This window comes from Streptomyces sp. TP-A0356 (assembly GCF_001417775.1).
Classification (GTDB): Bacteria; Actinomycetota; Actinomycetes; order Streptomycetales; family Streptomycetaceae; genus Streptomyces.
This window is the reverse complement of record NZ_BBZJ01000012.1, coordinates 216,341-241,959: the sequence shown is the minus strand read 5'-3', so window position 1 is coordinate 241,959 and position 25,619 is coordinate 216,341. Positions and strand designations below refer to the sequence as shown.

Here is a 25,619-nt window from a genome sequence, read left to right as displayed (position 1 = left end):
CCGGATCATGGAACGGGCCGATCGGCACGGCGTCCTGGGCGGCGCCCGGAGAGCTCCGTGTCGCTGGGCGGGTCGCGGCGGGTCGCGAGCAGCAGCGCGATGTCGTCCGGGCGGTCGGGGGCGCGCCGCGCCCGGTCCGTGAGCAGGTCCGCGAGTTCGGTCAGGGAGGTGTTCTCCCGGCGGCGCGCGCCCTGCCCCGCGCGGAAGAGCGCCATGCGCAGGGCCTCGACGCCCTCGTCGATGTCGGCACCCGGCCGCTCGACCAGCCCGTCGGTGTACAGCGCCAGCACGGCACCGGGTTCCAGCCGCAGATGCGTCACCGGGTAGCGGGCGTCCGGATCCACCCCGAGCACCAGGCCGCCGGGCATGTCCAGGACGTCCGTGCGGCCGTCCGGGTGGCGCAGCAGCGGCAGGGGATGTCCGGCCCGCGCCGCCCGCGCGTGCCCCGTGACCGGGTCCAGACGGACGTAGCAGCAACTCGCGAACTGGCCCGGATCGAGGTCGATGAGAAGCCGGTTGGTACCGCTCATCACCTGGTGCGGCGCGTGGTCGCCGAGTGCGAACGCCCGGACGGCGCTGCGCAGTTGCCCCATGGTGGCCGCCGCCTGCACGCCGTGGCCCTGGACATCGCCGATGACCAGGGCCAGCCCGTCGCCGGCCTCCACGACGTCGTACCAGTCGCCGCCCACGTCCATGCCCTGCGTTCCGGGCAGATAGCGGCCCGCGGTCTCCACCTGGGCGTGCGTGGACAGCCGATGGGGCAGCAGGGCCTCCTGCAGACCGCGGGCGAGGGCCGCCTCGGAGTCGTAGCGCCGTGCCCGCTCGAGGGCCTGGGCGATCAGCCCGGCCAGTGAGGTGAGCACCGTGCGCTCCTCGGAGCTGAAGCTGCGCGGGCGCTCGAAGCCGAGGATGCAGGAGCCGACCGGCCGCCCCGAGGCGATCAGCGGCAGGAAGGCCCGTGAGCCCTCGGTGCTGTCCAGCGGGATGCCCGGATAGGCGGCCTCCAGCTGGTCCATCGACTCGAAGAACAGCGGGCGGCCGGTCGTGAGCGTCTCCACGCCCGGCAGTTTGGCGTCCAGCCCCACCCCTTCGAACTGCGTGAGGAACCTCGGCGGGAACCCGGTCTCCCAGGCCAGGTGCAGGCGCCGCTCGTGCAGCAGGTAGATGGCCAGCCGGCGGCCGCCGAACGCCGGCAGCAGCTCCCGCATCACCACCTCGGACACCTGTTGCGCGGTCACGGCCTCGCTCAGCGCGATCGCGAGGACGATGGGTCGGTACGCCGGGGCCTCCGCGTACTGGGCGCTGGGCGCCCCCGCCGTCGAGGCCGCCGCCTCGCCCAGCGAGGGTGCCTCCGCGGTGTGCCCGAGCGGCACCACCCGGCAGGTCACCAGGTCCGGGCCGGGATACACCGACAGGGTGAGCCAGTCGCCGTCCCGTCCCCCGTGGGACCTCGCCGTGGGACGTTCGACCTGGAAGTGCACCGGCTCCGGCGACAGCAGTGCGGCCCGCAGATGGTCCTCGTACGCCGGGCGGTCCAGCCACGGCACGGCCTGCCAGAGGGGCCGGCCGACCAGTTCCTCCGGTGAACGGCCCAGCAGCGCGGCCGCCCGCGGGTTGGCGTACGTGATCAGGCCCAGCCGGTCGAACGCGAACACACCGTCCGGCAGGAGGTCCGTGGCCTCCTGCGCCGCCGGACCGGAACCCGGATCCACCGCGAACCCGCCGACCTGGTGGACCTCGCCCGCCGGACCCTCGGTCCAGAACTCCAGGAGCCGGTGTCCGCCGTCCCCGGCCCGCACCCGCAACGGTCGGGCCGGAGGGCTTCCGGCCGCCGTCTCGCGCAGCGCGGACAGCAGCAGATGCGCGTCGTCGGGGGCGACGGCCTGCGCGAGCGCCTCCGGCGACCGGGCCATGTCGTCCTTGACGCCACCGGCCAGTGCCCAGAAGGTGTCGTCGGCGGTGATCGTCGCGTCGGCCGGGTCCCAGACGAAGTGCCCGATGCGGCCCTGCGGCTGGGTGACGGCAGGGGGCCGCACACCCAGCGGCGGACCGTCCCAGACCACTGGATCACCCCCCTGCTCCAGGGCGCTCAGGGCGTCACCCAGCCGGTCCGCCACCGTCGTCATCCGCGCGGGGTCGGGCAGGGCCTCGGTGGCGTCCTGCGCCGAGGGCCGCAGCACCGTCAGGACGCCGTACGTCGTCGTGCCGCTCACCACGGGCACGTACACCGAGCCGAACCGGAACGGCAGGCCGGCCGCGAGCTGGGGGTAGCGCCGCATCGTCTCCGTGGCGTCGGTGAGCACCACGTGGCTGCCGAGCCGGTAGGCGTCCGCGACGGGGAACGGCCGGTCCATGTGCAGCCGCGACCACGGCCGGAACAGCGGGCCCGGCAGCCCGGCGAGCACGGCCAGACGCAGTACCCCCGGTGTGCTGGAGGGCAGGTACACACCGCCTGCGAAGCCACCGACGGCACGGATCGCGTCCGCCACGGCGCCGGTCAGTACGGCGGTCGGCGTCCCGGGTGTAGTGTCCGCGCGTGCGTGGCTCCCCTGCATCGGTCTGCCCTCGTCCCGGGCCGTCAGTCGGTATCACAGCAAGAATGCGCCGCCCGGCCCCGTATGCGCATCCGGACGGCTCGCTGGGGCCGAGGACGCCCCAGGGGTCATGGCGGCGAGACAGCCTGCAACCGATCAATCGATCATGCGTTCGATTGCGGGCGTGAGGGTGGCGCGGTCCGCCCAGCGAGCGAACCGACACCCCCGATCGGACCGAGGGAAGCCGGGTGAGGCTTCCTCACCTCACGCGACGGAACACGTCGTCGGGGTCGTCCCAGGTCGGCGACTCCTCCGCCCTGCGCTCCCGGGGGATTCGCGACGAGGACTGGTACATCGCGTCGATCTCCACCGCGTACCGCCGTGCGATGGCGTCCCTGCGCAGCTTCATCGACGGCGTCAGCAGCCCGCTCGCGACGTCGAACGGCTCCGCCAGGACCCGGAAGACCCGGATGGACTCGGACCGCGACACCGTGGTGTTGGCCGCGGCGACCGCCCGCGCGACCTCCTGCCGCAGCGCGTTCTCCTCCCGCGCCTCCCGTCCCAGGACGTCCCCCTGTGTGAACAGGACGGCGCGCCAGTGCGCCACGAAGTCGGGATCCAGGGTGAGCAGGGCCCCCACGCAGGGCCGGTTGTCGCCCACGACCACCGCCTGGTGAATGAGCGGATGCACCCGCAGCCGCTCCTCCAGGGCCGCCGGGGCCACGCTCGTGCCTCCGCTCGTGACGATGACGTCCTTCTTGCGGCCCGTGATGGACAGATACCCCTCGGGGTCGAGGTGGCCGATGTCGCCCGTCGCCAGCCAGCCGTCGCGCAGCACCGCGTGTGTGGCGCGGTCGTCGTTGACGTATCCCTGGAAGACCGACGGGCCGCGCACCAGGATCTCCCCGTCGTCGGCCACCCGGAGGTCGATGCCCGGCAGGGGGCGCCCCACGGTACCGCTCTTCTCCCGGCCCACCGGCTGCGCGGTGATGCCCCCGCTCGTCTCGGTGAGCCCGTACCCGTCGTGGACCAAGATCCCGATCCCGGCGTAGAACAGGGCCAGTTCACGGTTCAGCGGCGATCCACCGGACACGGCACCGCACACCCGGCCGCCGAGCGCGGCGCGCACCTTGCGGTACACGGTCCTGTCGTACAGGGCGTGCTGCAGTCGCAGGTCGAAGCCGGGCCCGGGCCCGGTGCCCAGTCGCTGCCGCTCGACAGCATGCGCGTAGTCCTGCGCCGTACGCACGGCCCGCTCGAACAGGGCGCCCCGCCCCGTCTGCTGGGCCGTGCGGAGCACGTTCTTGTACAGCTTCTCGAAGACGTACGGGACCGCGTACAGGAACGTGGGACGGAAGGTCAGGAGCGCGGACGCGAGGGCCTCGGGGTGCAGTTCGGGTTCATGGCCCATGAGCAGTCCGCCGCGCAGACACAGTCCCTGGATCATCAGCCCGTACACATGGGAGAAGGGCAGGAAGGCGAGGATGGCCGGCTGCCGGCCCGGCGGTGCGGTGGTGTGCCTCCAGCCGGCCAGCAGTGTGTCGCAGGGGCTGGCCAGACTGCGGTGGCTGAGCGCGCACCCACGGGGGTGTCCGGTCGTACCGGACGTGTAGGCGACGACCGCCGTCGAGTCGGGCAGCACGATCCGGCGCAGCGAGTCGACGGTGGCGGCCGGTACCGGACGGCCGCGCTCCACGAGTTCGTCCAGCACGCCGGTGTCCAACTGCCAGACGTGGCGCAGCTGGGGGAGCGAGGCGCACACCGACCCGACGGTCATGACCCCCCGCTCGTCCTCGACCACCACGGCGACGCAGCCCGCGTCCCTGAGGATCCACTCGACCTGCTCGTGGGAGGAGGTCGGATGGATCGGCACGACCTCCGCGCCGATCGCCCACAGCGCGCAGCTGAGCACCGTCCACTCGTACCGGGTGCGTGCCATGATGGCCACCCGGTGGCCGGGACGGATGCCGGAGGCGATGAGCCCTCTGGCCAGATCGACCACCTGGTCGCGCAGTTCGCCCGCCGTCACCTCGGTCCAGGTCCCGTCGGGCGTGTCGGCGCGACGCGCGATCTGCGGCAGCAGGGGTTCCCGGCCCGCCGCGCCGAAGACACTGTCGGCGAGCCCTCCCGTCATGACCGGCCCCTCCGCCATGACAGGGCTTCCGCTCATGACGGGACCTCCGGCCATGGTGAGCCCTCCCGTCACGACCGGCGCTCCCGCCATGTCCGGGGCGCTCGCCCGGGCGTTCCCGAAGTCGCGCATGCGCCGTTCCCCGAGCCTTTCCTGTCCTGCGACGTCGCCGATGGATGCGGGATCGGCGGTGCTCGAATCTAGCCCACGCCGCCGCGTGACGTGCCGGAAACGGAACAAGGAACCCACAGGGAGCGGGAGTACGGGTCCGGCGCACCCGCCTCCGATGGCGGCTCCGGGTGGACGGGCGGACGATGGGGTGGTAGGAGCCGGTCACTACGCAGGGAGCTGTCATGTTCGAGGTGAAGGCAGCCGACAAGCCGGACGAGCGGCGCGATTTCCCCCGCGGTCACCTGGACGCCGTCCACCTGACCGGACTTGACTTCGCCGTAGGGACGTTCGAGCCCGGCTGGCGCTGGTCCGAGTCCGTCGCCCCGATCGCCGGCACGGAGAGCTGCGAGTTCGCCCACAACGGCTACGTCGTCCGGGGACGCCTGCACATCCGTATGGACGACGGGACCGAGGGCGAGGCCGGGCCCGGCGATGTCTTCGTGTGCTCGGCCGGACACGACGCATGGGTCGAGGGCGACGAGCCGGTGGTGGTCCTGGACTTCGCGGGCCCGATGGCACAGGACTACGCGAAGGGGCCCCAGGGATAGCCGGGCCGGACGAGGCCCCTCGTGACGACGGGGACGTGCCGCACCAGCCGCGCGGCGCGTCCCCGTCGTACGAGGGCTCTGTCACCAGCGGCCGGGTTCGGTGCCGGTGATCGGGGCCGAGGGCGTCCCGTCCGGGCCCACCGGGACGTCCCCCGCGAGCATCACCCGGTGCATGATCCGGGGGTGCCCGGGGGTGACGAGGTCGCTGGGGGCGAGATGGATGGTGGCTCGGTTGTCCCAGAAGGCGACGCTGCCGGGCTCCCAGCGGAAGCGGACCGTGTATTCGGGACGCGTGGCCTGCTCCAGGAGCATCTGCAGGACGTGGGCGCTCTCGGCGCGCGAGAGGCCGAGGATCTGCTCGACGTAGTAGCCGTTGACGAACAGCACCCGTTCGCCCGTCTCGGGGTGCACCCGCACGAGCGGGTGTTCCGTCGCCGTCTGGTGGTCCAGGAGGTGCCTGAGGTAGGCGTCGTCGCCGGGCCGCGCCTGGTAGCCGACGCCCAGCCGGTGCTCGGCGCGCAGTCCGTCGGCGAAGGCGCGGACAGGGCCCGAGAGGCCCGAGTAGGCGGCGGCCAGATTGGACCACTGCGTGTCGCCCCCGTACGGCGGCACGCTCTCGGCGCGCAGGATGGTCGCGGCGGGTGGATCGACGCGGGCGCCGTGGTCGCAGTGCCAGCCGCGCAGCAGGGAGTGCCGCCTGCGCGTCAGCCACTCGTCGTGGTCCATTCCGTAGCGCCCGCCCAGCTCCAGCCGGTCGGCCGTGGTCTCCACCTCGGGGAAGTCCCGCGGCGAGGCGCTGCCGCGCTTGCCCAGGACGACGGGGTCGCCGAACCGGCGGGCCAGCGCGATGTGCGCGGCGTGGTCCAGCTTCTGGTCCCGGAAGAACACCACCTTCCAGCGCAGCACAGCCGACCGGATCACGGCCACGACCGCGTCGTCCAGGTCGTCGGCCAGGTCGACCCCGGTGATCTCGGCGCCGATGTGGCCGGCCACGGGCCTGACCTCGACCCCGGTAACGCTGTCCGTCGTCATACGGGCTCCGTCCGTCGTGCGTGCGGGCCTTGCGGGGACAGCATCGCCCGTCCGTCGCCCGTGCGAAAGATCACACAAGCCGCGTACGGATGACCAGAGTGTCCCCCTCTGGGCGGTCCCTTTGCCTTTCCATTGCCTTTTCATGGGCAATTGGATACACGCCTGTCGTCATGATGGTTCGGCATAAGTAAGGCATGCCTTCGCTAACCTGCGCGACCGTCGGCGGGGGGCATGTCGGGGAGGGCCGCATGTGGGATGACGCGTTTCCGAGCTTTCTCATCGGACTGAGGGAGGGGCTCGAAGGCGGACTCATCGTCTCCATCTTGATCGCGACTCTCGTACGGGCCGGTGCGAAATCCCGGCTGTCGCAGGTCTGGACCGGCGTACTGGCCGCGATCGCGCTCGCCATGAGTTTCGGCGCGGTCCTGACCTTCACCGCGGCGTCCCTGTCGGCCACCGCCCAGGAGGCGTTCGGCGGCACCCTCAGCGTGATCGCCGTCGCGTTCGTCACCGCGATGGTGTTCTGGATGCGTCGCTCGGCCCGCAGTCTCTCCGGCGAGATCAAGGAGAAGGTCACCGGGGCGCTCGCGATGGGCGCGGGCATGCTGATCCTGACCTCGTTCCTCGCGGTGGGCCGTGAGGGCCTGGAGACCGCCCTGTTCCTGTGGACCACGGCCCGCGCGGCGGGCGAGTCCGCGGGCCCGATGGCCGGTGCCGGCGTCGGTCTCGTCCTCGCGGCCGGCCTGTGCTGGGGCCTCTACCGCCGTGTCCTGAAGATCAACCTGACGAAGTTCTTCACCGTCACCGGCGCCGTCCTCATCGTGATCGCCGCCGGGGTCCTCGGCTACGGCCTGCGCGATCTGCAGGAGGGCGGGGTCCTGCCCGGCAAGACCGCCTACGCCGTCGACCTCAGCGGCAGCATCGACGCCGGTTCCTGGTACAGCACCCTCGTGCAGGGCGTGTTCAATCTGACGCCGACGATGACGTGGCTGCAGATCGGGTCCTACGTCGCCTATCTCGCCGTGGTCATGACGCTGTTCGTACGCGGCGTCCTCGGCACCCGCACCCCGGCGGCCAGGACCGAGCCCGCCGCCAAGGCGGACACGCCGAAGCCGGCCGCGGACGCGACCACGGGCATGGACACGGCCACGGACGCGGACGCGCCGAAGGCCGCCGCGGAGACGGCCGCGTCGCCTGCCGTCACGGCGGTCGAGTCGTCTGTTGCCGCGGCGGTCGAGTCGCCTGCGATCGCGGCCGACGAGTCACCTGCTGCCGCGATGGACGAGTCGCCTGCCGTCGCGGCGGACGACGCGAAGGCCGCCGCCGAGGCACCGGACGGGCCCGCGGGCAAGGCACCGGACGAACCCGCCGCGAAGACGCCGGAGCCCGGGCCCGAGCCCGCAGGGCGGACGCGGCAGCCGCACCCCGGCGCCTCCGCACGCCGCCGCCCCGCCTGGGTGGTCCCCGCCGCCGTCGTCGCCGTTCCCGCCGTGGTCGCCGGACTGGTCGTCGCCCTCAGCGGCTCCAAGCCCGCCGGCTCCCAGACCGTGGCGGTCTCCGAGACCGAGTGCGGCAAGGGGTTCACCGCGCCCAGGACCGGCCGGCAGACCTTCCAGATGCACAACACCGGGGGCAAGACCTCCGAGGTGTACCTCGTCGATCCGGCCACCAACGCGGTCTACGGGGAGATAGAGGGCCTGGCGCCCGGCACCACCCGCGACCTCGTCGCCACCGTCGCCGGAGGCACCTACGCCTGGCGCTGTGTGCCCACCGGCGGCCAGGCCGTCACCTCCAAGGCGATCCGCGTCAGCGGCGGCGCCGGGGCCAAGGCGGTCGTCCCGGTCTCCGAGAAGGACCTCGCCGCGCCCCTCACCGCGTACCGGACGTACGTCAGCCAGGGCCTGGCCACCCTCGTCACCCAGACCCGCAAGCTCAGCGACGACATCGCCGCCAACCACCTCGACGCCGCCCGCACCGACTGGCTGACCGCGCACCGCACCTACTCCTCGCTCGGCGCCGCCTACGGCACCTTCGAGGACTTCGACAAGAAGATCAACGGCCGCGCCGACGGCCATCCCGGCGGTGTGAACGACAAGGACTTCACCGGATTCCACCGCGTCGAGTACGGGCTGTGGCACGGACAGTCCGCCGACCAGCTCAAGGCCCCCGCGCAGCAGCTCGCCGACGACACCGTGGGCCTGCAGAAGGCCTTCCCCACCCAGAACTTCGAACCCGGCGACCTGCCCCTGCGCGCCCACGAGATCCTGGAGAACACCCTTCAGTTCGAGCTGACCGGCGACACCGACCAGGGCAGCGGCACCGGACTGGCCACAGCGGACGCCAACCTGGCCGGCACGCGCGAGCTCCTCACGGTCCTCAAGCCGCTGCTGACCACCCGCGCCCCGCGCCTCCTGCCCACCGTCGACGCGGACATCGCCCGGGTGCAGAAGCTGCTCGACGCCGCGCACCACGGCGACTCCTGGACCCCCGTGGACGGACTCGACGAGACCACCCGAGCTCATCTCAACGGGGCCACCGGACAGCTCCTTGAGGACCTCGCCCCCGTTCCGGACCTGCTTGAGATCCGGAAGTCCGCCTGATGACCGCACAGCGCGCCGAGAACGTACGCACCGAAGGGAACCGCTCCATGCCGTCCGCCGAAACGTCCGCCCCGCAGGGTGGCTGTCCCGCCGGTGCCGGCCGCCGCTCCTTCGTGAAGACGGCCCTGGGCGCCGGGGCCGCGGGCGCGGTCCTGGCCGGCGGCGGCCTCGCCCTCAGCCAGTCGGGCACCACCGAGGCCCGCGCCGCGGACACCGCGGGCGCCGCCAAGGTCCCCTTCCACGGCGCCCACCAGGCGGGCATCATCACCCCCGCCCCGGCGGCGGCCACCTTCGTCTCCTTCAACGTCATCGCCGAGAGCCGCAAGGAACTCGCCGACCTGCTGCGGACCATCACCGAGCGGGCCCGCTTCCTCACCTCCGGGGGCACCCCCGAGGACCTGGGCGTGGGCGCCCCGCCCTCCGACAACGGCATCCTCGGACCCGAGGTCCCCGCCGACGGACTCACCGTCACCGTCGGCGTGGGCGCCTCGCTCTTCGACGACCGCTACGGCCTCGCCAGGGCCAAGCCGCGCCTGCTCGGCCCGATGCGCACGTTCCCCAACGACAACCTCCAGGCGGCCGAGTGCCACGGCGACCTGTCGCTGCAGATCTGCGCCGCCAGCCAGGACGCCGTGCTGCACGCGCTGCGCGACATCGCCCGGCACACCCGCGGCGCGATGCAGATCAAGTGGCGCATCGACGGCTTCCAGAACACGCCCCGCCCCACCGGCGCCCAGCGCAACCTGCTCGGATTCAAGGACGGCATAGCCAACCCCGACGTCGCCTCCTCCCGTGAGATGAACCGTCTGATCTGGGTGGGCGAGGGACAGGGCGAGCCCGCGTGGGCGACCGGCGGCAGCTACCAGGTCATCCGGATCATCCGCATGCTCGTCGAGTTCTGGGACCGGGTCTCGCTGACCGAGCAGGAGAAGATGTTCGGCCGCCGCAAGGACACCGGCGCGCCGCTGGACGGCGTCGGCGAGACCGACACCCCCAACTACGCCAAGGACCCGCACGGCACCGCGATCCCGCTCGACGCCCACATCCGCCTCGCCAACCCCCGTACCGCCAAGACCGAGAACTCCCGCATCCTGCGCCGGGGTTACAACTACGACCGGGGCGTCGACAACGTCGGCAACCTCGACATGGGGCTCGTCTTCTGCTGCTACCAGCAGGACGTCCAGCGCCAGTTCGAGGCCACGCAGACCCGTCTCATCGACGAGCCCCTCGTCGACTACATCTCCCCGACCGGGGGCGGATACTTCTTCGCCCTGCCGGGCGTGCGGGACTCCTCGGACTGGCTGGGGCGCGGGCTGCTGTCCGCCTGACGGCCGGGTCCGCCACGAGGCGTTCAGCCGGCCGGCCGCCAGCCGAGCGCCGGACCCAGTCGGGTCGCGACGTCCGTGAGGATCTGTAGGTAGTCCTCGTGCTCGAAGGTGAACGGCAGCGCGAACGCCACCTCGTCCACCTCCCGGAACGCGGCGTGCGCATACAGCTGTTCGGCGATCCGACCGGACGGCCCGACCAGGTCCGGCGCGAACATCATCCGCGCCGGACCCTGCGGCGTGGCCGTGCGCGGCAACCGCTTCGCCGCGTACGCCTCGTACTTGGCACGCTGCTCGGCCGACGCGCTGTCGGTGGGGATGACGACCAGCCCCTGCGAGACGCGTGCGCGGTCGCCGTCGGGGTGCTGGGCGCGGAAGGCGCGGATGTGCGAGAGCTGGACCTCGGCGAAGTCCTGCGACTCCTCGGCCTTGACGACGCTGCTGGTCAGCAGGTTCATCCCGTGTTCGCCCGCCCACCGGGCCGAGCGCAGACTCCCGCCGCCGTACCACATCCGCCTGCCCAGGCCGGGGGAGTGGGGCTGCACCCGGCCGGAGAACACCTCGAAGCCCTCGACGCCGCTGAAGTCGGTGGCGGGCTCTCCGCGCACGAAGTCGAGCAGCCGCCGCACGCGCTCGTGGCCGAAGTCCTCCACCTCGGCGGTGTCGGGATACAGGGCCTGCTTGACCTGCTCGTAGTGCGCCGGAGGACCGACACTCACCCCGGGGTTGAGGCGGCCACCGGACAGGATGTCGACGGTCGCCAGGTCCTCGGCGAGCCGCAGCGGGTTCTCCCAGCCCAGCGGGATCACCGCCGTGCCGAGTTCGATCCGGCTCGTGCGCTGGGAGGCGGCCGCGAGCACGGCCACGGGCGAGGAGATCCCGTACTGCAGATGACGGTGGCGCACCCACGCGCTGTCGAACCCGAGCCGCTCGCCGAGTTCGATGATCTCCAGCGTCGACTCGTGCCCGCGGCGCGGATCGGCCTCGTCGAACAGGCCGATGGTCAGGAAGCCCAGTCTCCGCAGTGGTCTCGAGGTCGGCGGCACAGGCTCCTCCAAGATCCGTGGTGTGACTGCCGTCCACCGGTGCTGACCCGATTCTCGCAGCCGCGGCCCGCTGAGCCGCGCGGCCCGGTCAACTCGGCCGTACCAGCCGGGTCTCGTACGCGAACACGACCGCCTGCACCCGGTCGCGCAGCTCCAGCTTGACCAGGATGCGGCTCAGATGCGTCTTGACGGTCGCCTCCGCCAGGTGCAGGGTCTCGGCGATCTCCGCATTGGACAGCCCGCGCCCCACCTGCGTCAGCACCTCCCGCTCCCGGGCGGTGATCCGGGCCAGGCGCTCGTCCTCCCGGGCGCCCGTGGACTGGGCGGGCAACTGGTGGGCGAAGTTCTCCAGCAGGCGCCGAGTGATCCGTGGCGCCACCACCGCGTCCCCCGCCGCCACACAGCGGATCGCCGCCAGCAGCTCTTCGGGCAGCGCGTTCTTGAGCAGGAACCCCGACGCCCCCGCGCGCAGCCCCGCGAAGGCGTACTCGTCCAGGTCGAAGGTGGTCAGGATCAGCACCTTCGCCCCCGGGCACTGAGTCACGATGCGTTCGGTCGCCTCGATGCCGTCCGTGCCCGGCATACGGACGTCCATCAGAACGACGTCGGGCCCCAGCTCGCGGGCCAGGCGCACGGCCTGGGCGCCGTCCCCGGCCTCACCGACCGCCTCCATGTCGGCCTGTGCCTCCAGCACCATGGAGAACGCCATACGCAGCAATGGCTCGTCGTCGACGAGCAGAACTCTGATCGTCATGCCTCACGCTTCGTTTCCGGTCAGCAGGAGTACGGCGCGGACGTGCCAGCCGCCCTCCGGCCGCGGCCCCGCCGCGAACTCGCCACCGTAGGCCGCCGCCCGCTCCCGCATCCCGTGCAGCCCCTGCCCATGGGTGCCGGCGGGGATCTTCGCCCCGGGCCCGTCGTCGGTGACGTCGACGGTGATGCGCTGCGGATCGCAACGCACCTGGACATCGGCCCGGGTACCCGGCGGGGTGTGCTTCAGGGTGTTGGTGAGCGCCTCCTGGACCATGCGGTACACCGTCAACTGTGCCGGTACCGGCACGGCCGCGGTATCGCCGGCGACATCGAGCCGCGTGGGCAGCCCGGCGGCCCGCACCTGGTCGGCCAGCGGCTCCAGCTGGGCGATCTGGGGCATCGGGTGACGCAGGGCGTCCGGCTCGTCGGCCCGCAGCACTCCCAGGAAGCGGCGCATGTCGGTGATCGCCTGACGCCCCGTGGTGGACACCTGCCGCATCGCGGCCGTCGCCCGCTGCGGGGAGTGGTCCTGCGCGAAGACGGCGCCGTCGGCGAGCGCCACCATCACGGACAGGTTGTGGGTGACGATGTCGTGCATCTCCCGGGCGATCCGGGAACGCTCGTCGGCCACCGCGAGCTGTGCCTGCTGGTCCCGCTCCCGCTCCAGGCGCACCGCACGCTCCTCAAGGAACGCCAGGTGGGCGCGTCTGCTGCGCATGTTCATCCCGATCACCGTGGCCGCCACCACCATCGCGGACAGGGCCACGAACGTCTCGACCGTACGGTCCTCGGGCGCCCAGCGCGCCGACGCCAGGAGAGCACCGCACTCCAGTACTCCGACGGCGAGCCAGGTGCGCCGCCGCGGCGCGTACGCGGCCACCGTGTACAGCGCGATGAGCAGGGAGATGTCCCCGGGCATCCGCAGCCCGGCGCACCACTGGACGAACGCGACCCCCGACATGGCCAGGAACACCGGCAGCGGGGCCCGGCGCCGCCACACCAGCGGGAGGGCCATGAGGGCGGTGAGGACGACCACCGTCCATCCGCGCTGGCGCAGGTGGCCGTGCGCCATCCCGGTCTGCGCCAGGAAGACGGCCGCCGCGAACAGCGCGTCGACGGCCGACGGGGACATACGTGCCCGCAGACGCAGCCGGGCGCGCCCGGCGAGGGCGCGCCACGACTCGGCCCGAAGCCACAGGCCCCCCGGTGGTGCGTACGTCATCGACGCACCGGGCGGCCGCCCGCGACCGGGGCGGTACTCAGGCCCGAGGGCGCCATCAGGCGTCCCGTCGCTTGAGCGCCACCGCGGCCCCGGCCAGGGCCACCAGCGCGTACAGGCAGAACATCGCGAATCCGGTCCATGGCGCCAGCGTATGTGGCTGCTGGTGGATGTGGATGAGGCCCTGCCCCGCCGTGCTCGGCAGATACTTGTTGATCGCGTCGAACCACGAGGACGGCAGCGCCTCGGCGAGGACCGGAAGGACCAGCAGCACACCGAAGACCGTGGCGATCCCGCCCGCCGTGTTGCGGATCAGCGCCCCGAACGCCACCCCGATCAGACCCACGACCGTGAGGTACAGACCGGCGCCCAGGACCGCGCGCAGCACGCCCGGGGCGCTCAGCGAGGTCCCCAGGTGATGGCCGGACAGCGCCGCCTGCCCCACCAGGAACGCCGTGAGCGAGGCGATCGTCATCAGCACCCAGGCCACCGCCCCGAAGACCAGGGCCTTGGCCCACAGCACGGGCAGACGGCGCGGCACCGCGGACAGCGAGGCGCGGATCATGCCGGTGGCGTACTCACCGCTGATCACCAGTACACCCAGCACGCCGACGGCCAGCTGGGCCAGGTAGAACCCCCGCAGGCTCACCAGCGTGGGATCGAAGTTCAGCCGCTCGTCCGGCGGCAGGTGGGACCACCGGTCGGCGGTGAAGTAGCTGAACAGGAAGCCGAGGCCGACCATCGCGACGACGGCCGCCAGCAGTGTGAACAGGGTGGACCGCAGCGATCGCAGCTTGATCCACTCGGAGTGGATCACCCGCAGCTGGGTGACCTCGCCCCGCTCCGCCTCCGGAATCACCGTTGCCGTCGTCATGCCGCACGCCCTTCCCCACCCGCGCCGACGAGCTCCGCCGTCGGTGCCTGATACTCCACGGCGTCCCGGGTCAGCTCCATGAACGCCTCCTCCAACGACGCCTGCTGCGGCGTCAGCTCGGCCAGCGCGACACCGTGGTCGGCCGCGATCCGTCCGATGCGGTCGCTGGTGAGCCCGGTCACCTCGATCACGCCGGGCTCCTGCGACGTGATGGACACGTCCGGCCCGGCCAGCAGACCGCGCAGCTTCTCCGACTCGTCGGTGCGTACGCGCACCACGTCCCCGGCCGCCTGCGCGATGAACTCCGCCACCGACGTGTCGGCGATCAGCCGGCCGCGCCCGATCACGATCAGGTGCTCGGCGGTCAGCGCCATCTCCGACATCAGGTGGGAGGACACCAGGACCGTACGCCCCTCGGCGGCGAGCCCCTTGAGCAGGTTGCGGATCCACAGGATGCCCTCCGGATCCAGGCCGTTGACCGGCTCGTCCAGGATCACGGTCGCCGGGTCGCCCAGCAGCGCGCTGGCAATGCCGAGCCGCTGCCCCATGCCCAGGGAGAATCCGCCGACCCGCTTCTTGGCCACCGCACGCAGACCGACCAGGTCGATCACCTCGTCGACCCGGCGCGCCGAGATCCCGTGGGTCGCGGCGAGGGCCAGCAGATGGTTGCGTGCGCTGCGCCCGGTGTGGATGGAGCGGGCCTCCAGCATCGCCCCCACCTCGTGCAGCGGCGCCCGGTGGCCGGCGTAGCTGCTGCCGTTGACCACGGCGCGGCCCGAGGTGGGCGCGTCCAGGCCGAGGAGCATCCGCATCGTCGTGGACTTGCCGGCCCCGTTCGGCCCCAGGAACCCGGTCACGCTGCCGGGCCGCACGGTGAAACTGAGATCCTCGACGGCTGTGCGCTCCCCGTAGCGTTTGGTGAGGGAATGGGCCTCGATCATGAGATGTCCTTGCAGAGAAGGGAACCGGAGTCGGTACGCAACCGGACGCGCCCCACGCTAGGGCCGGGCCCCCAGCGAATCGACAGCCCTTGGGCCGACGTTCCGGGCGCCCTGCCTGCATCTACGGGCTGAACCGGCGTACACCCGCCGATGTACGTGCCTGGGCGGTGCCGCGTCACCCCCAGGCGGCGGGAAGCGCCTGGGGACCGCGGATCATGGTCTGTCGGCGCCAGGGGACGCGCTCGGCGGGGACGGCCAGACGCAGCCCGGGCAGGCGGTCCAGCAGCGTCTGCAGGAGGAGCTCGATCTGCAGCCGGGCGAGGACGGCCCCGGTGCAGTAGTGGGGTCCGTTGCCGAACGCGAGGTGCGGGTTGGGATCGCGGTCCATGTCGATGCGGTCGGGCTGGGGGAAGACGTCCGGGTCACGGTTGGCGGCCAGATACGAGACGTAGACGGGGTCCCCGGCCTTGATGCGCAGACCGTGCAGGTCGACGTCCTCGAGAGCGACACGGGCCAGACCGACCGCGGTGCGGTGCGGGATCCAGCGCAGCAACTCGTCCAGCGCGGCGTCCCACGACACCGGTGCCTCGCGTAGCCGTTCGAGCAGGGCGGGGCGGGTGAGGAGCAGGAACAGCATCTGGCCGCAGTTGTGGGTGACGGCCTCCCCGCCGATCTGCAGCGGCCCCGCCAGGCCCACCGCCTCCTCCTCGCTGATCTCGCCCCGGCCCACCGCCGCCCCCAGCAGGGACAGGACATCCTCTTCGGTGCTGCCGCCGCGCGCCCGGATCGTCTTGGTGATCCATCCGTACATGCCCTGCTTGGCGCGCTCGGCGGCTTCCGCCCCGCCCGAGGTGGAGATGATCTGCCGGGTCCAGGCGTGCACCCGCTCCCGGTCGGCCGCGGGCACCCCCATGACCTCGCTGACCACGGAGATCGGAAACGGTTCGAGGACGTGCTCGACGAGATCGGTCGGCGGTCCGTTCCGTTCCACCTCGTCCACCAGGGCGTCGAGGATCGCCTGCGCGCGGGGCCGCAGCCGCTTCATCGCACCCACCGTGAACGCGCCCGCCACCGTGCGGCGCAGCCGGTTGTGGTCCGGCTGGTCGGCGAAGGCGAGCGAGCCAGGCCTCGGCTTGAAGTGCGGTGCGAGCCGGGTCACCTGACGATCGACCAGCTCCGCCCGGCCGAACCGCGGATCGTTGGTGATCATCCTGACGTCGTCGTAGCGCGTCGCCAGCCATGCCCAGCCCTCGCCGTGGGGGAGGCGGATGCGGGTCAGCGGACCTTCCCGCATCAGTTCGGCGAGAACCGGGTCGAAGTCCGTCCCGTTCAGCTCGTGCGAGATCCAGTCCCGGACCGGGGGCGGTTCAGCGCCGGTCAGTGTGGTGGTCTCCTCCTTCATGCCCTCCACCCTCGTACCCGCGGGAGCGCCTGTCGCGCGGGACTGCTCCGGCCGGAGTGCACGCCTGTCCGCGCGCCGGGTCGCGCCGCGACGACGCGGGGTCGGCAGGACTTGTCTTGGGCATGCCCATGCAATGGGTCTCGGGCATGCCGATGCGACGAACCCTCGCTCCGGCCGCCGCCGTCCCGGCGAGTGCCCACCGCGCCACGTCCGCCGACGACGGTCCCTGACCAACTACTGGTCTGAACCAACTACTTGACAGTCACTTACTTCACTTCTTAAATCCCGATCTGAAGTAACACCGTTCCCCCCACTCCTGAAAGGGGAGAGCCATGGGCTCCCCAGGTTCGCTCCACCCTCCACGCGCGCTGACCGGTGCCGCGGCCCGCGGCGCCCTCGCGGTGTCCCTGCTGGTCCTGTCCGCCACCGCGCTGTCCGCCGCGCCCGCCGCAGCCGCCACCGGAGCCATCACCGGCCTGGCGGGCAAGTGTCTCGACGTCGCCGGCGCGAACTCCGCCGACGGCACCCCCGTACAGCTCTACGACTGCAACGGCACCGCGGCCCAGCAGTGGACGGTCGGCAGCGACGGCACGATCCGCGCGCTGGGCAAGTGCCTGGACGTGACCGGGAATTCCACCGCCGACGGCGCCCGCGCCCAGCTGTGGTCGTGCACCGGCGGGGCGAACCAGAAGTGGACGGTCACCGCCGCCCACGACATCGTCAACCCGCAGGCCGACAAGTGCCTCGACGTCACGGGCAACAACTCCGCCAACGGCACCCCGACGCAGATCTGGACCTGCACGGGCGGCGCCAACCAGAAGTGGAGCGCGCCCGCGGCGGGCGGCACCGCCCCCGCCGCTCCGATGGCCGTGGCCCCCTACCTCTACAACGGCTGGGGTGATCCGCCGAGCCCCACCACGATCACCAACGCCACGGGCGTGAAGTGGTTCACGCTGGCCTTCGTCCTCAGCAACGGATACTGCAACCCCCAGTGGGACGGCAGCCGCCCGCTGACCGGCGGTGTCGACCAGCAGACGATCAGCACGGTGCGGGCCAACGGCGGCGACGTGATCCCGTCCTTCGGCGGCTACAGCGGCAACAAGCTGGAGAGCTCCTGCTCCAGCGCGGGAGAACTGGCCGCGGCGTACCAGAAGGTGATCAACGCATACGGCCTGAAGGCGATCGACATCGACATCGAGGCCGACGCGTACAGCAACCCGACCGTCCAGCAGCGCACCGTCGACGCCCTGAAGACCGTGAAGGCCAACAACCCGGGCCTGAAGGTGTACGTCACCATCGGCACCGGCCAGAGCGGCCCGGACACCAGCCTGATCAACCGGGCGGCCTCCTCGGGGCTCACCGTGGACAGCTGGACCATCATGCCGTTCGACTTCGGCGGCGCCGGCCAGAACATGGGCACCCTCACCCTGCGGGCCGCCGAGGGCCTCAAGACGGCACTGAGGAACGCGTACGGCTACGGCGACGACCAGGCCTACCGCGACATGGGCATCTCGTCGATGAACGGCGTCACCGACCAGAGCGAGACCGTCACCGTCGCCGACTTCCGCACCATCCTCGGCTACGCGCAGCAGCACCATCTGGCGCGGCTCACCTTCTGGTCCGCCAACCGCGACCGCCCGTGCACCGGCGGACCGGCCGACAGCTGCTCCGGCGTCGCCCAGCAGCCCTGGGACTACACGCGCGTCGTCGCGTCCTACACCGGCTGACCGGGCCCGCACCCACCACCCCCACCACGGCCGGCCGACAGGTCGGCCCAGGAGGAACAGTGTTCCGATCCCTGTCCCACCCCGGACCAGGCCGCCGCCGGCGCGCCCTTCCCAGAGCGGCCGCCGTCCTGGCACTGGTCGCCGCCGCCTCGGTGCCGGCCCTCGTCCCCGGACACGCCGCGACCCAGACCTCGGCCGCGGCCGCGGTCCTGCCCACCGGCTGGGCCACCGTCGTCAACAGCGGCAGCGGCAAGTGCCTGGACGCCCGCGCCGCGGGCACCGCCAACGGCACCGTGGTCCAGCAGTACACCTGCAACGACTCCACTGCCCAGCACTGGAGTCTCACCGCCACCAGTGGCGGCTACGTCCGCATCAACAACCGCAACGACGCCGCCCAGGTACTGGACGTCACCGACGTGTCCACCGCCGACAGCGCGCCCGTCCAGCTGTGGACGTACGGCGGCGGTGACAACCAGCAGTGGCTGCCGGTCGACGAGGGCGGGGGCGCCTACCACTTCGTCAACCGGCACAGCGGCAAGTGCCTCGACGTCCCCGGGGCCTCCACCGCGGACAGCGTGCAACTGGCCCAGTACACCTGCAACGGAACCGCCGCCCAGCGCTTCCAGGTGACACCCGTTTCCACGTCTCCCGGTGATGTGGACCTCGGCCCGAACGTGGTCGTCTTCGACCCGTCCATGCCGTCGTCAACCATCCAGAGCAGGCTGAACTCGATCTTCCAGCAGCAGGAGACGAACCAGTTCGGCTCCCAGCGCTACGCCGTGCTGTTCAAGCCGGGCACCTACAGCAACGACGTCAACGTCGGCTTCTACACCCAGGTCCTCGGGCTCGGTCTGTCACCGGACGCGGTGACGGTCAACGGCGCGGTACACGCGGAGGCCGACTGGTTCCAGGGCAACGCCACCCAGAACTTCTGGCGCGGCGCCGAGAACCTCTCGGTCAACCCGACGGGCGGCACCGACCGCTGGGCGGTGTCCCAGGCCGCCCCCTACCGGCGGATGCATCTGCGCGGCAACATCGCACTGGACGACGGCGGTTGGTCGAGCGGGGGCTACCTCGCGGACAGCAAGATCGACGGGCAGGTCCGGTCCGGCACCCAGCAACAGTGGCTGACGCGCAATTCCCAGCTGGGCAGCTGGACGGGCGCCAACTGGAACATGGTGTTCGTCGGCAGCCAGGGCGTACCGGCCACGAGCTTCCCCAACCCCCCGTACACGACGGTCGACCGCAGCCCGGTCACTCGGGAGAAGCCGTTCCTCTACGTCGACAACGCCGGTGCCTATCAGGTGTTCGTACCGTCGGTGCGCACCAACTCCACGGCGACCAGCTGGGCGTCCGGTGCCCCGGCCGGTGCCTCGCTGCCCCTGGACCGGTTCTTCGTCGTCAAGCCCGGTACGACGGCCGCCCAGATGAACGCGGCCCTGGCCGCGGGCAAGAACCTCCTGGTCACTCCCGGCGTCTACCACCTGGACCAGACGCTGAAGGTGACACGCCCCGACACCGTGGTCCTCGGCCTCGGCCTGGCCACCCTCGTCCCCGACAACGGCGTCACCGCCATGACCGTCGCGGACGTGGACGGGGTGAGCATCGCGGGTCTGCTCTTCGATGCGGGAACCGCCAACTCACCGACGCTGATGGAGGTCGGGCCCTCCGGCGCCTCGGTCTCCCACGCCTCCGACCCGACGTCCCTGCACGACGTCTACTTCCGCGTGGGCGGCGCCGGGGTCGGGAAGGCGACCACGAGCCTGGTGGTCAACAGCCGCAACGTCATCGGCGACCACATGTGGATCTGGCGCGCCGACCACGGCAGCGGTGTCGGCTGGACGACCAACACCGCGGACACGGGCCTCGTCGTCAACGGCGACGACGTGACGATGTACGGCCTGTTCGTGGAGCACTTCCAGAAGCACCAGACCATCTGGAACGGCAACGGCGGCCGCACGTACTTCTACCAGAACGAGATGCCGTACGACCCGCCCAATCAGGCGGCCTGGATGAACGGCTCCACACAGGGCTACGCGGCCTACAAGGTCGCGAACTCGGTGACCAGCCACCAGGCCTACGGACTCGGCAGCTACTGCTACTTCAGCGCCGATCGGAGCGTGACCGCGGAGCACGCCTTCGAGGTGCCGGCCACGCCGGGCGTCCAGTTCCACGACATGGTGACGGTCTCCCTCGGCGGCACCGGGACGATACGGCATGTCATCAACGACCGGGGCGGCCCGTCCAACTCCTCGACGAACGTGGCCAACCTGGTCAGCTATCCCTGATCCGGCCGGGAGGACACCGCCCGGCGACTCCCGGCCGAACCGCCCGGCCGCAGCAGAACCAGCTGCGGCCGGGCGGCCTCTTGGAGCTGCCGAACGAATCCCATTCTGTTCGGAGCCCTTACGCGCCGCTCTCCCTCAGCATGTCCTCGCGCTCGACGATCTTCACGCGCTCGCGGCCCTGCGGTTCGCCGAGCGCCTTCTCCGCGGCGTCGAGGCGGTACCAGCCCTCCCAGGTGGTGAAGCGGACGTTCCGATCGGTGAGGAAGGCGTCCACGGCCTCGGGCGCCGGGGACGCGGGAGTGTGCAGGCGCCCGTTCGCGTGGTCGTCCAGGAGGTTGGCCACGGTCTCGTTGGCGTCACCCTTGGTGTGGCCGATCAGGCCCACGGGACCGCGCCGGATCCAGCCGGTCACGTACGTGGACTGCAGATGCGCACCGGTCTCCTCGATCACCCGTCCGCCCTGGTCCGGCACCGTTGCGGACGCGATGTCCCAGGGCAACTTCGGAAGCCGGTCCGACAGGTAACCCACGGCGCGGTAGACCGCGGTGACGTCCCAGTCCCTGAACGTGCCGGTGCCCTTGACGTTGCCGGTGCCGTCGAGGGCCGTGCGCTCGGTGCGCAGTCCCACGACCCTGCCGTCCTCGCCGAGGATCTCGGCGGGCGACTCGAAGAAGTGCAGGAACAGCTTGTGCGGCCGGTCTCCGACATCGCGGATGGCCCAGTTCTCCAGGGTCTTGGCGACCATGTCGGCCTGCTTGTTGCCGCGCCGTGTCGCGATCGAGCCCTCGTCGTAGTCGATGTCCTCGGGATCGACGACGACCTCGATGCTGGGGGAGTGGTCCAGCTCCCGCAGCTCCATCGGGCTGAACTTGGCCTGTGCCGGGCCACGGCGGCCGAAGACGTGGATCTCCAGGGCCTTGTTGGCCTTGAGCCCGTCGTGGACGTTCGGCGGTATCTCGGTGGGCAGGAGTTCGTCCGCCGTCTTGGCCAGGATGCGGGCCACGTCGAGCGCGACGTTCCCGACGCCGAGGACGGCGACCTTCTGCGCCGTCAGCGGCCAGGTCCGTGGCACGTCCGGGTGCCCGTCGTACCAGGAGACGAAGTCCGCGGCGCCGTAGGAGCCTTCGAGGTCGATGCCGGGTATGGCGAGGGCCCGGTCGGCCGTCGCGCCCGTGGAGAAGATCACGGCGTCGTAGAAGGTGCGCAGATCGTCCAGGCTGATGTCGGCCGGGTAGTCGACGTTGCCGAACAGGCGGATCTGCGGCTTGTCCAGGACCTGATGCAGGGCCGTGACGATGCCCTTGATCCGTGGGTGGTCCGGCGCGACGCCGTAACGGATGAGGCCGAACGGCGCGGGCATCCGCTCGAAGAGGTCGACGGACACTCCGGGTTCGGCGGCCACCTCGGACTTCAGCAGTGCGTCGGCGGCGTAGATTCCGGCGGGGCCGGCTCCGACTATGGCTACCCGCAAGGGGCGGGGCATCATCAGGTTCCCTTCGAGCGGTGACAGACGGCTCGACGGGAACCCTAAGCTAAGGCATGCCTTACCTGGTACGCGGGTCCGCCCTATGACCCCATAAGGCTGCCTTATGGCTCCTACAACAGGAGATCGAAGATGGCGGTGACGCCTTCCCAGTGCTTCGTCTGGGGGTTCTTGAGATCCGGGTACATGATCTTGAAGGTGTGGGCCAGGGCCAGGCTCAGCCCTCCCACGATCTCCGGGTACCGTGCCTCGGTCTCTTCCGTGGGTGCCCTGTCCAGCAGCGGGTGCTTGGCCAACTGCTCCAGGATCGGCTTGAGCTCCACCTCCTCGTCGAGCTGCCGGAACTTGTGGATGCTCTCCTGGAGCCCCTTGGTGATCGGCAGATCCCAGGGTTCGAGGGTGTCCCTGCCGTTCGCCTTGGCCGCGGCCTGGCCGACCAGGAGCAGGTCGTAGAGCTTGCCGTCGACGAAGTCGCTGTAACGCTTGAGATCGTTCTTGTCCACGTCGAGCCCGGCGGCCACACGGAAGAATCGTTCGAACCTGGACACACCCATGACGGTCATGCTGTCGCCTCCTCGTCGGCGAACCGAACCTGCCGAGCGCCGCCCCGCCGGGTGGCGGAACCAGCTCATGATCAAGGCTCTCAGAAGACTCGACGCCACACCTGCGCATGCCGGGCCGAAGACGGACACCTGGGTTCCACCCGTCAGACCGAATCGTCGCTGTCGCACCGGCGGAAGGCCTGGCGGCGGAAGTCCTGGCCGCGGAAGGCGCCACGGCTCACTCGTCGCCCCCCGGCTCGGGGGTGAGGACCAGCATCGTGACGTCGTCGCGAATGGTCCCGCAGTGGCTCACGAGGTCCGCCCACACCTGCGCGGTCGTGGCGGCCGGATCGCCGTCGACGAGGGCGGGGAGCCGGTCCACCAGCGGATAGAACGCGCCGGTGCTGTCCCTGGCCTCCCAGATGCCGTCGGAGGCCATGAAGAGCCGGTCGCCGCGCCGGAGCGGACAGCTGATCTCCTTGTACACACCTGACGGGGACAGGCCGAGTCCCAGGGGTGTTCCCGGTGGGACCTGCACTTCGGTGGCCTTCCTGTCGTGCAGCAGCAGGGGTGGCGGACTGCCGCAGGCGATGATGCGCACCGTACGGGCGTCGGGGGCGAATTCGAGCAGCACCGCGGTGGCGAACAGCTCGGCGTGCCGGGAGTCCCTCGAGTCCACGATGAGTCTGCGGTCGAGGCGGGCCGCCACCGAGCGCAGGTCCGGCTGGTCGAGCACGGCCTCCCGGAAGGTGCCGAGCAGGGAGGCCACGGTCGAGACGGCCGACAGCCCGTGGCCCTGCACGTCTCCCATGACCGCCCGCACCCCGGAGGGGCCCTCGCGCACGTCGAAGAAGTCGCCGCCCACCAGCGTCCCTCGTTCGGCGGCCTCGTACAGCCCCGCGCAGCGCACCGGCCCGACCTTCTTCGGCAGCGGGGGGACGACGGCGCGCTGGGCGACATGGGCGGCGGTGCGTTCCAGGTCGAGCTGGGCGTCGCGGTGGCTGCGCACATAGGCCACGAACACGCTCAGCACCGCGACGAAGGTGATGGTGAGCAGGTCGGTGTTGCCGGGGTGGTCCAGGTGGAAGGCCTGGATGTTCTGGAGGGCGATGACCAGGACCCCGAGGGTCGCGGTCGCCGCGGGGCCGTACGACAGCACGGCCATGGGCGGGATGGCACCCAGCAGGAAGCCGATGTCGAGCGGCTTGGGGCTGGCCAGGGTGGCGACGCAGACGAACAGCAACAGTGCGACGGGCAGGACCCGCACCCAGGGTGGGGGCGGCGCGCCGCGCAGCCAGCTCCGACCGTCCCCGTTCCGGCGCCACGGTATGGCAGGCATGCTTCGCACACCCCCACGCTCCTACGCGAGCTCCGGTGCCGCACGTTGGCGGCGGTCCCGTGGTGTGCCCGTCTGCGCTGTCGAGACGTGGGGGAGGTCCCCTCCTTACGCGGGCCGCACCGCGCCGTGGATCGCCGACTTCCCGGCGTAGAAGATCGACTCCTCGCGGATGAACGCTCCCGGGCCCGGCGCGTGGATCATCATGCCGTTGCCGGTGCAGATGCCGACGTGGCTGACGGTGTCGTGGAAGAGGACCAGGTCTCCGGGCTGGAGGTCGGCGAGGGCGATCGCCGCTCCCACGGTCGCCTGCTCGTGGGCGGTACGCGGCAGCATGACCCCGGCGGCCTTCCAGGCGGCCTGGGTGAGGCCCGAGGCGTCGTACGAGTCAGGTCCCGTCGCACCCCACAGGCATGGCCTGCCGATCTGTGCACGGACGAAGTCGAGTGCCTTCGCGGCCTTCCGGTCGTAGCCCGACTCCGGTGCGCCGCCGATCGCGGTGAGCGCGTCAGGGGCGACGAAGGCCCGTGAGTCGACGAGCGCGTCGGCGCCGACGAAGACGTCAGCGGTGGAGGAAGCCGGGGGGACGAGAGGAGCGGCAGGCGCGAGGGAGGCAGCCGGGGCGAGGGGGGCCGCGGGCGCGACGGAAGACACGGAAGACAGGGAGGCGACGGGGGCCCCGAGGGTGACGGGCAGGTCCGGCATGTCTATGCTGAGGGCGGGCTGCTGCTGCCAGGGCTCCCCGCCTTCGCGCCGGACCTGTTCCTCCGGCACCCTCCACGCGCCCGCGGTCGGCCGGGACTCGATCGCCGCGAGCGGCGTGCCGCGCTGTGCCGTGCGCTGGGCCAGCAGCTCACGGGCCGCGGCGAGCTTCCGCTGGTTGTGCTCCTTGGACGTCGCCACCGCGGTCTGCCGCGGCTCGGTGGGCGGCCCGGGCAGGGCGCTGCGGGCCTCCTGTCGCGGCTCCGGCGCGGCAGGCAGGGCGGCCAGGGGACGGGCCGTCAGCTCCGCCAGGGGCCCGGTGCCCGCTCCGGCGGTCAGCTCCGCCAGGGGCCCGGTGCCCGCTCCGGCGGTCAGCTCCAGCACGGCCCGGTCGGACGTCCCCCGACCACGGCCGGTGAGGTCGCCCCCCGGACGCCCCGCCGGGCCGGTGGGCCGTGCCCCGGCCGGGGTGTTGGGCGTTCTGTCGGCGGGCAGCACCGCCGGAACGGTCGGACCCAGCTTCGTGCGCGCCGCGTCGAACCACTGCCTGACGACGTCGTCGAGGGCGGGATCGGCCGGCCTGCGTTCCGCACGGAACACGGGGGTGACACGCTTGCGGGACCCCGTCGCCATCGCGCGGGTCGCGTTGTAGTTCCCGGTGGCGGTCTCGGCCTGGTCGTAGAGGCTGTGGATCCGCTGCTGGACCTCGTCGCGGCTCGGGCCATCCGGCGCCATGGGGACGTACTCCTTCCGTGCTCCGCCTACCGAGTCGGCTGACGGGTTCGGGCCGGCGGTTCCGGAAGGTGTGCCCTACGGCCTTGCCCCGCGGGGCAGTCGGGCCGATTCACCCCAGGTTCGGTTGGGTCCCCGGCTCCGGCTGCGGTGGGGGCGCACCGGACTCGGCGGAGGCCGCGCGACCCGGCGGGGTTCGCCGGAGGGAGTCATGCGGCCTGCCCGCCAACCTA

Annotated in this window: 18 protein-coding genes and 1 riboswitch; of the genes, 5 read left to right on the top strand and 13 right to left on the bottom strand. The window is 71.6% G+C overall.

Annotated features, from left to right (window positions below; translation table 11 throughout):
* Positions 1-5: 5 nt before the first annotated feature.
* A complete protein-coding gene (locus tag ASC56_RS01130) occupies positions 6-2,555 on the bottom strand; it encodes a SpoIIE family protein phosphatase (protein ID WP_055489204.1) in 2,550 nt (849 codons plus the stop codon).
* Between the two features lie 238 nt (positions 2,556-2,793).
* Positions 2,794-4,668: a long-chain fatty acid--CoA ligase gene (locus ASC56_RS01125; RefSeq protein ID WP_107309166.1), complete on the bottom strand. Its 1,875-nt coding sequence runs from the start codon at positions 4,666-4,668 to the stop codon at positions 2,794-2,796.
* Positions 4,669-5,018: 350 nt separating this feature from the next.
* Between ASC56_RS01125 and ASC56_RS01120 the strand changes: the two genes are divergently transcribed.
* A complete protein-coding gene (locus tag ASC56_RS01120) occupies positions 5,019-5,384 on the top strand; it encodes a cupin domain-containing protein (protein WP_055489203.1) in 366 nt (121 codons plus the stop codon).
* Positions 5,385-5,465: 81 nt separating this feature from the next.
* On the opposite strand, the gene ASC56_RS01115 is transcribed toward ASC56_RS01120, so the two are convergent.
* Complete coding sequence (locus tag ASC56_RS01115; protein WP_055489202.1) at positions 5,466-6,416, bottom strand: TauD/TfdA family dioxygenase; 951 nt, start codon at positions 6,414-6,416, stop codon at positions 5,466-5,468.
* Positions 6,417-6,664: 248 nt separating this feature from the next.
* Here ASC56_RS01115 and efeU point away from each other — a divergent pair, with 248 nt between their 5' ends.
* Both efeU and efeB read left to right on the top strand, forming a co-directional pair.
* The gene (efeU, locus tag ASC56_RS01110) at positions 6,665-9,016 is read left to right on the top strand and encodes an iron uptake transporter permease EfeU (RefSeq protein WP_055489201.1); all 2,352 of its coding nucleotides are present in this window, start codon (positions 6,665-6,667) and stop codon (positions 9,014-9,016) included.
* Positions 9,017-9,063: 47 nt separating this feature from the next.
* The gene (efeB, locus tag ASC56_RS01105) at positions 9,064-10,344 is read left to right on the top strand and encodes an iron uptake transporter deferrochelatase/peroxidase subunit (protein ID WP_055489615.1); all 1,281 of its coding nucleotides are present in this window, start codon (positions 9,064-9,066) and stop codon (positions 10,342-10,344) included.
* Positions 10,345-10,367: 23 nt separating this feature from the next.
* Here the strand turns inward: efeB and ASC56_RS01100 are convergent, their stop codons facing one another.
* The 6 genes from ASC56_RS01100 to ASC56_RS01075 all read right to left on the bottom strand — a co-directional run bounded on the left by ASC56_RS01100 (position 10,368) and on the right by ASC56_RS01075 (position 16,576).
* Positions 10,368-11,387: an LLM class flavin-dependent oxidoreductase gene (locus tag ASC56_RS01100; RefSeq protein WP_055489200.1), complete on the bottom strand. Its 1,020-nt coding sequence runs from the start codon at positions 11,385-11,387 to the stop codon at positions 10,368-10,370.
* Positions 11,388-11,475: 88 nt separating this feature from the next.
* Positions 11,476-12,141, bottom strand: coding sequence for a response regulator transcription factor (locus ASC56_RS01095; protein WP_055489199.1), 666 nt, complete (start codon positions 12,139-12,141; stop codon positions 11,476-11,478).
* A 3-nt stretch (positions 12,142-12,144) separates the two neighbouring features.
* Positions 12,145-13,362 carry a sensor histidine kinase gene (locus ASC56_RS01090; RefSeq protein ID WP_055489198.1) on the bottom strand — a complete coding sequence of 406 codons (1,218 nt, stop codon included), beginning with the start codon at positions 13,360-13,362 and terminating at the stop codon, positions 12,145-12,147.
* A gap of 55 nt (positions 13,363-13,417) precedes the next feature.
* Positions 13,418-14,233 carry an ABC transporter permease subunit gene (locus ASC56_RS01085; RefSeq protein ID WP_055489197.1) on the bottom strand — a complete coding sequence of 272 codons (816 nt, stop codon included), beginning with the start codon at positions 14,231-14,233 and terminating at the stop codon, positions 13,418-13,420.
* Positions 14,230-15,174: an ABC transporter ATP-binding protein gene (locus ASC56_RS01080; protein ID WP_055489196.1), complete on the bottom strand. Its 945-nt coding sequence runs from the start codon at positions 15,172-15,174 to the stop codon at positions 14,230-14,232. The genes ASC56_RS01085 and ASC56_RS01080 overlap by 4 nt, the downstream gene beginning before the upstream one ends.
* Positions 15,175-15,349: 175 nt before the next feature.
* Positions 15,350-16,576, bottom strand: a complete 1,227-nt coding sequence (locus ASC56_RS01075) for a cytochrome P450 (RefSeq protein WP_055489195.1) — start codon at positions 16,574-16,576, stop codon at positions 15,350-15,352.
* A 332-nt stretch (positions 16,577-16,908) separates the two neighbouring features.
* Between ASC56_RS01075 and ASC56_RS01070 the strand changes: the two genes are divergently transcribed.
* On the top strand, positions 16,909-18,303 hold the full coding sequence (locus ASC56_RS01070) for a lectin (protein WP_055489194.1): 1,395 nt from the start codon (positions 16,909-16,911) through the stop codon (positions 18,301-18,303).
* Positions 18,304-18,362: 59 nt separating this feature from the next.
* The gene (locus ASC56_RS01065) at positions 18,363-20,591 is read left to right on the top strand and encodes an RICIN domain-containing protein (protein WP_371330015.1); all 2,229 of its coding nucleotides are present in this window, start codon (positions 18,363-18,365) and stop codon (positions 20,589-20,591) included.
* A gap of 118 nt (positions 20,592-20,709) precedes the next feature.
* On the opposite strand, the gene ASC56_RS01060 is transcribed toward ASC56_RS01065, so the two are convergent.
* The 4 genes from ASC56_RS01060 to ASC56_RS41520 form a co-directional block, all read right to left on the bottom strand.
* Positions 20,710-22,074 carry an FAD-dependent oxidoreductase gene (locus ASC56_RS01060; protein WP_055489613.1) on the bottom strand — a complete coding sequence of 455 codons (1,365 nt, stop codon included), beginning with the start codon at positions 22,072-22,074 and terminating at the stop codon, positions 20,710-20,712.
* A gap of 113 nt (positions 22,075-22,187) precedes the next feature.
* Positions 22,188-22,637, bottom strand: a complete 450-nt coding sequence (locus ASC56_RS01055) for a DUF1931 family protein (protein ID WP_055489193.1) — start codon at positions 22,635-22,637, stop codon at positions 22,188-22,190.
* Positions 22,638-22,854: 217 nt separating this feature from the next.
* A complete protein-coding gene (locus tag ASC56_RS01050) occupies positions 22,855-23,955 on the bottom strand; it encodes a PP2C family protein-serine/threonine phosphatase (protein ID WP_107309146.1) in 1,101 nt (366 codons plus the stop codon).
* 105 nt (positions 23,956-24,060) lie between these two features.
* Entirely contained in the window at positions 24,061-25,389 is a 1,329-nt protein-coding gene (locus tag ASC56_RS41520) for a C40 family peptidase (RefSeq protein WP_055489191.1), read from the bottom strand.
* Between the two features lie 7 nt (positions 25,390-25,396).
* Positions 25,397-25,555: riboswitch (cyclic di-AMP (ydaO/yuaA leader) on the bottom strand.
* Positions 25,556-25,619: the final 64 nt, after the last annotated feature.

What these genes read in the sequence shown, in the direction of transcription:
- ASC56_RS01130 (WP_055489204.1), bottom strand. Translation starts at nt 2,555, where the DNA reads ATGCAGGGGAGCCACGCACGCGCGGACACTACACCCGGGACGCCGACC.
- ASC56_RS01125 (WP_107309166.1), bottom strand. Translation starts at nt 4,668, where the DNA reads ATGACGGGAGGGCTCGCCGACAGTGTCTTCGGCGCGGCGGGCCGGGAA.
- ASC56_RS01120 (WP_055489203.1), top strand. Translation starts at nt 5,019, where the DNA reads ATGTTCGAGGTGAAGGCAGCCGACAAGCCGGACGAGCGGCGCGATTTC.
- ASC56_RS01115 (WP_055489202.1), bottom strand. Translation starts at nt 6,416, where the DNA reads ATGACGACGGACAGCGTTACCGGGGTCGAGGTCAGGCCCGTGGCCGGC.
- efeU (WP_055489201.1), top strand. Translation starts at nt 6,665, where the DNA reads ATGTGGGATGACGCGTTTCCGAGCTTTCTCATCGGACTGAGGGAGGGG.
- efeB (WP_055489615.1), top strand. Translation starts at nt 9,064, where the DNA reads ATGCCGTCCGCCGAAACGTCCGCCCCGCAGGGTGGCTGTCCCGCCGGT.
- ASC56_RS01095 (WP_055489199.1), bottom strand. Translation starts at nt 12,141, where the DNA reads ATGACGATCAGAGTTCTGCTCGTCGACGACGAGCCATTGCTGCGTATG.
- ASC56_RS01090 (WP_055489198.1), bottom strand. Translation starts at nt 13,362, where the DNA reads ATGACGTACGCACCACCGGGGGGCCTGTGGCTTCGGGCCGAGTCGTGG.
- ASC56_RS01085 (WP_055489197.1), bottom strand. Translation starts at nt 14,233, where the DNA reads ATGACGACGGCAACGGTGATTCCGGAGGCGGAGCGGGGCGAGGTCACC.
- ASC56_RS01080 (WP_055489196.1), bottom strand. Translation starts at nt 15,174, where the DNA reads ATGATCGAGGCCCATTCCCTCACCAAACGCTACGGGGAGCGCACAGCC.
- ASC56_RS01075 (WP_055489195.1), bottom strand. Translation starts at nt 16,576, where the DNA reads ATGAAGGAGGAGACCACCACACTGACCGGCGCTGAACCGCCCCCGGTC.
- ASC56_RS01070 (WP_055489194.1), top strand. Translation starts at nt 16,909, where the DNA reads ATGGGCTCCCCAGGTTCGCTCCACCCTCCACGCGCGCTGACCGGTGCC.
- ASC56_RS01060 (WP_055489613.1), bottom strand. Translation starts at nt 22,074, where the DNA reads ATGCCCCGCCCCTTGCGGGTAGCCATAGTCGGAGCCGGCCCCGCCGGA.
- ASC56_RS01055 (WP_055489193.1), bottom strand. Translation starts at nt 22,637, where the DNA reads ATGACCGTCATGGGTGTGTCCAGGTTCGAACGATTCTTCCGTGTGGCC.
- ASC56_RS01050 (WP_107309146.1), bottom strand. Translation starts at nt 23,955, where the DNA reads ATGCCTGCCATACCGTGGCGCCGGAACGGGGACGGTCGGAGCTGGCTG.
- ASC56_RS41520 (WP_055489191.1), bottom strand. Translation starts at nt 25,389, where the DNA reads ATGGCGCCGGATGGCCCGAGCCGCGACGAGGTCCAGCAGCGGATCCAC.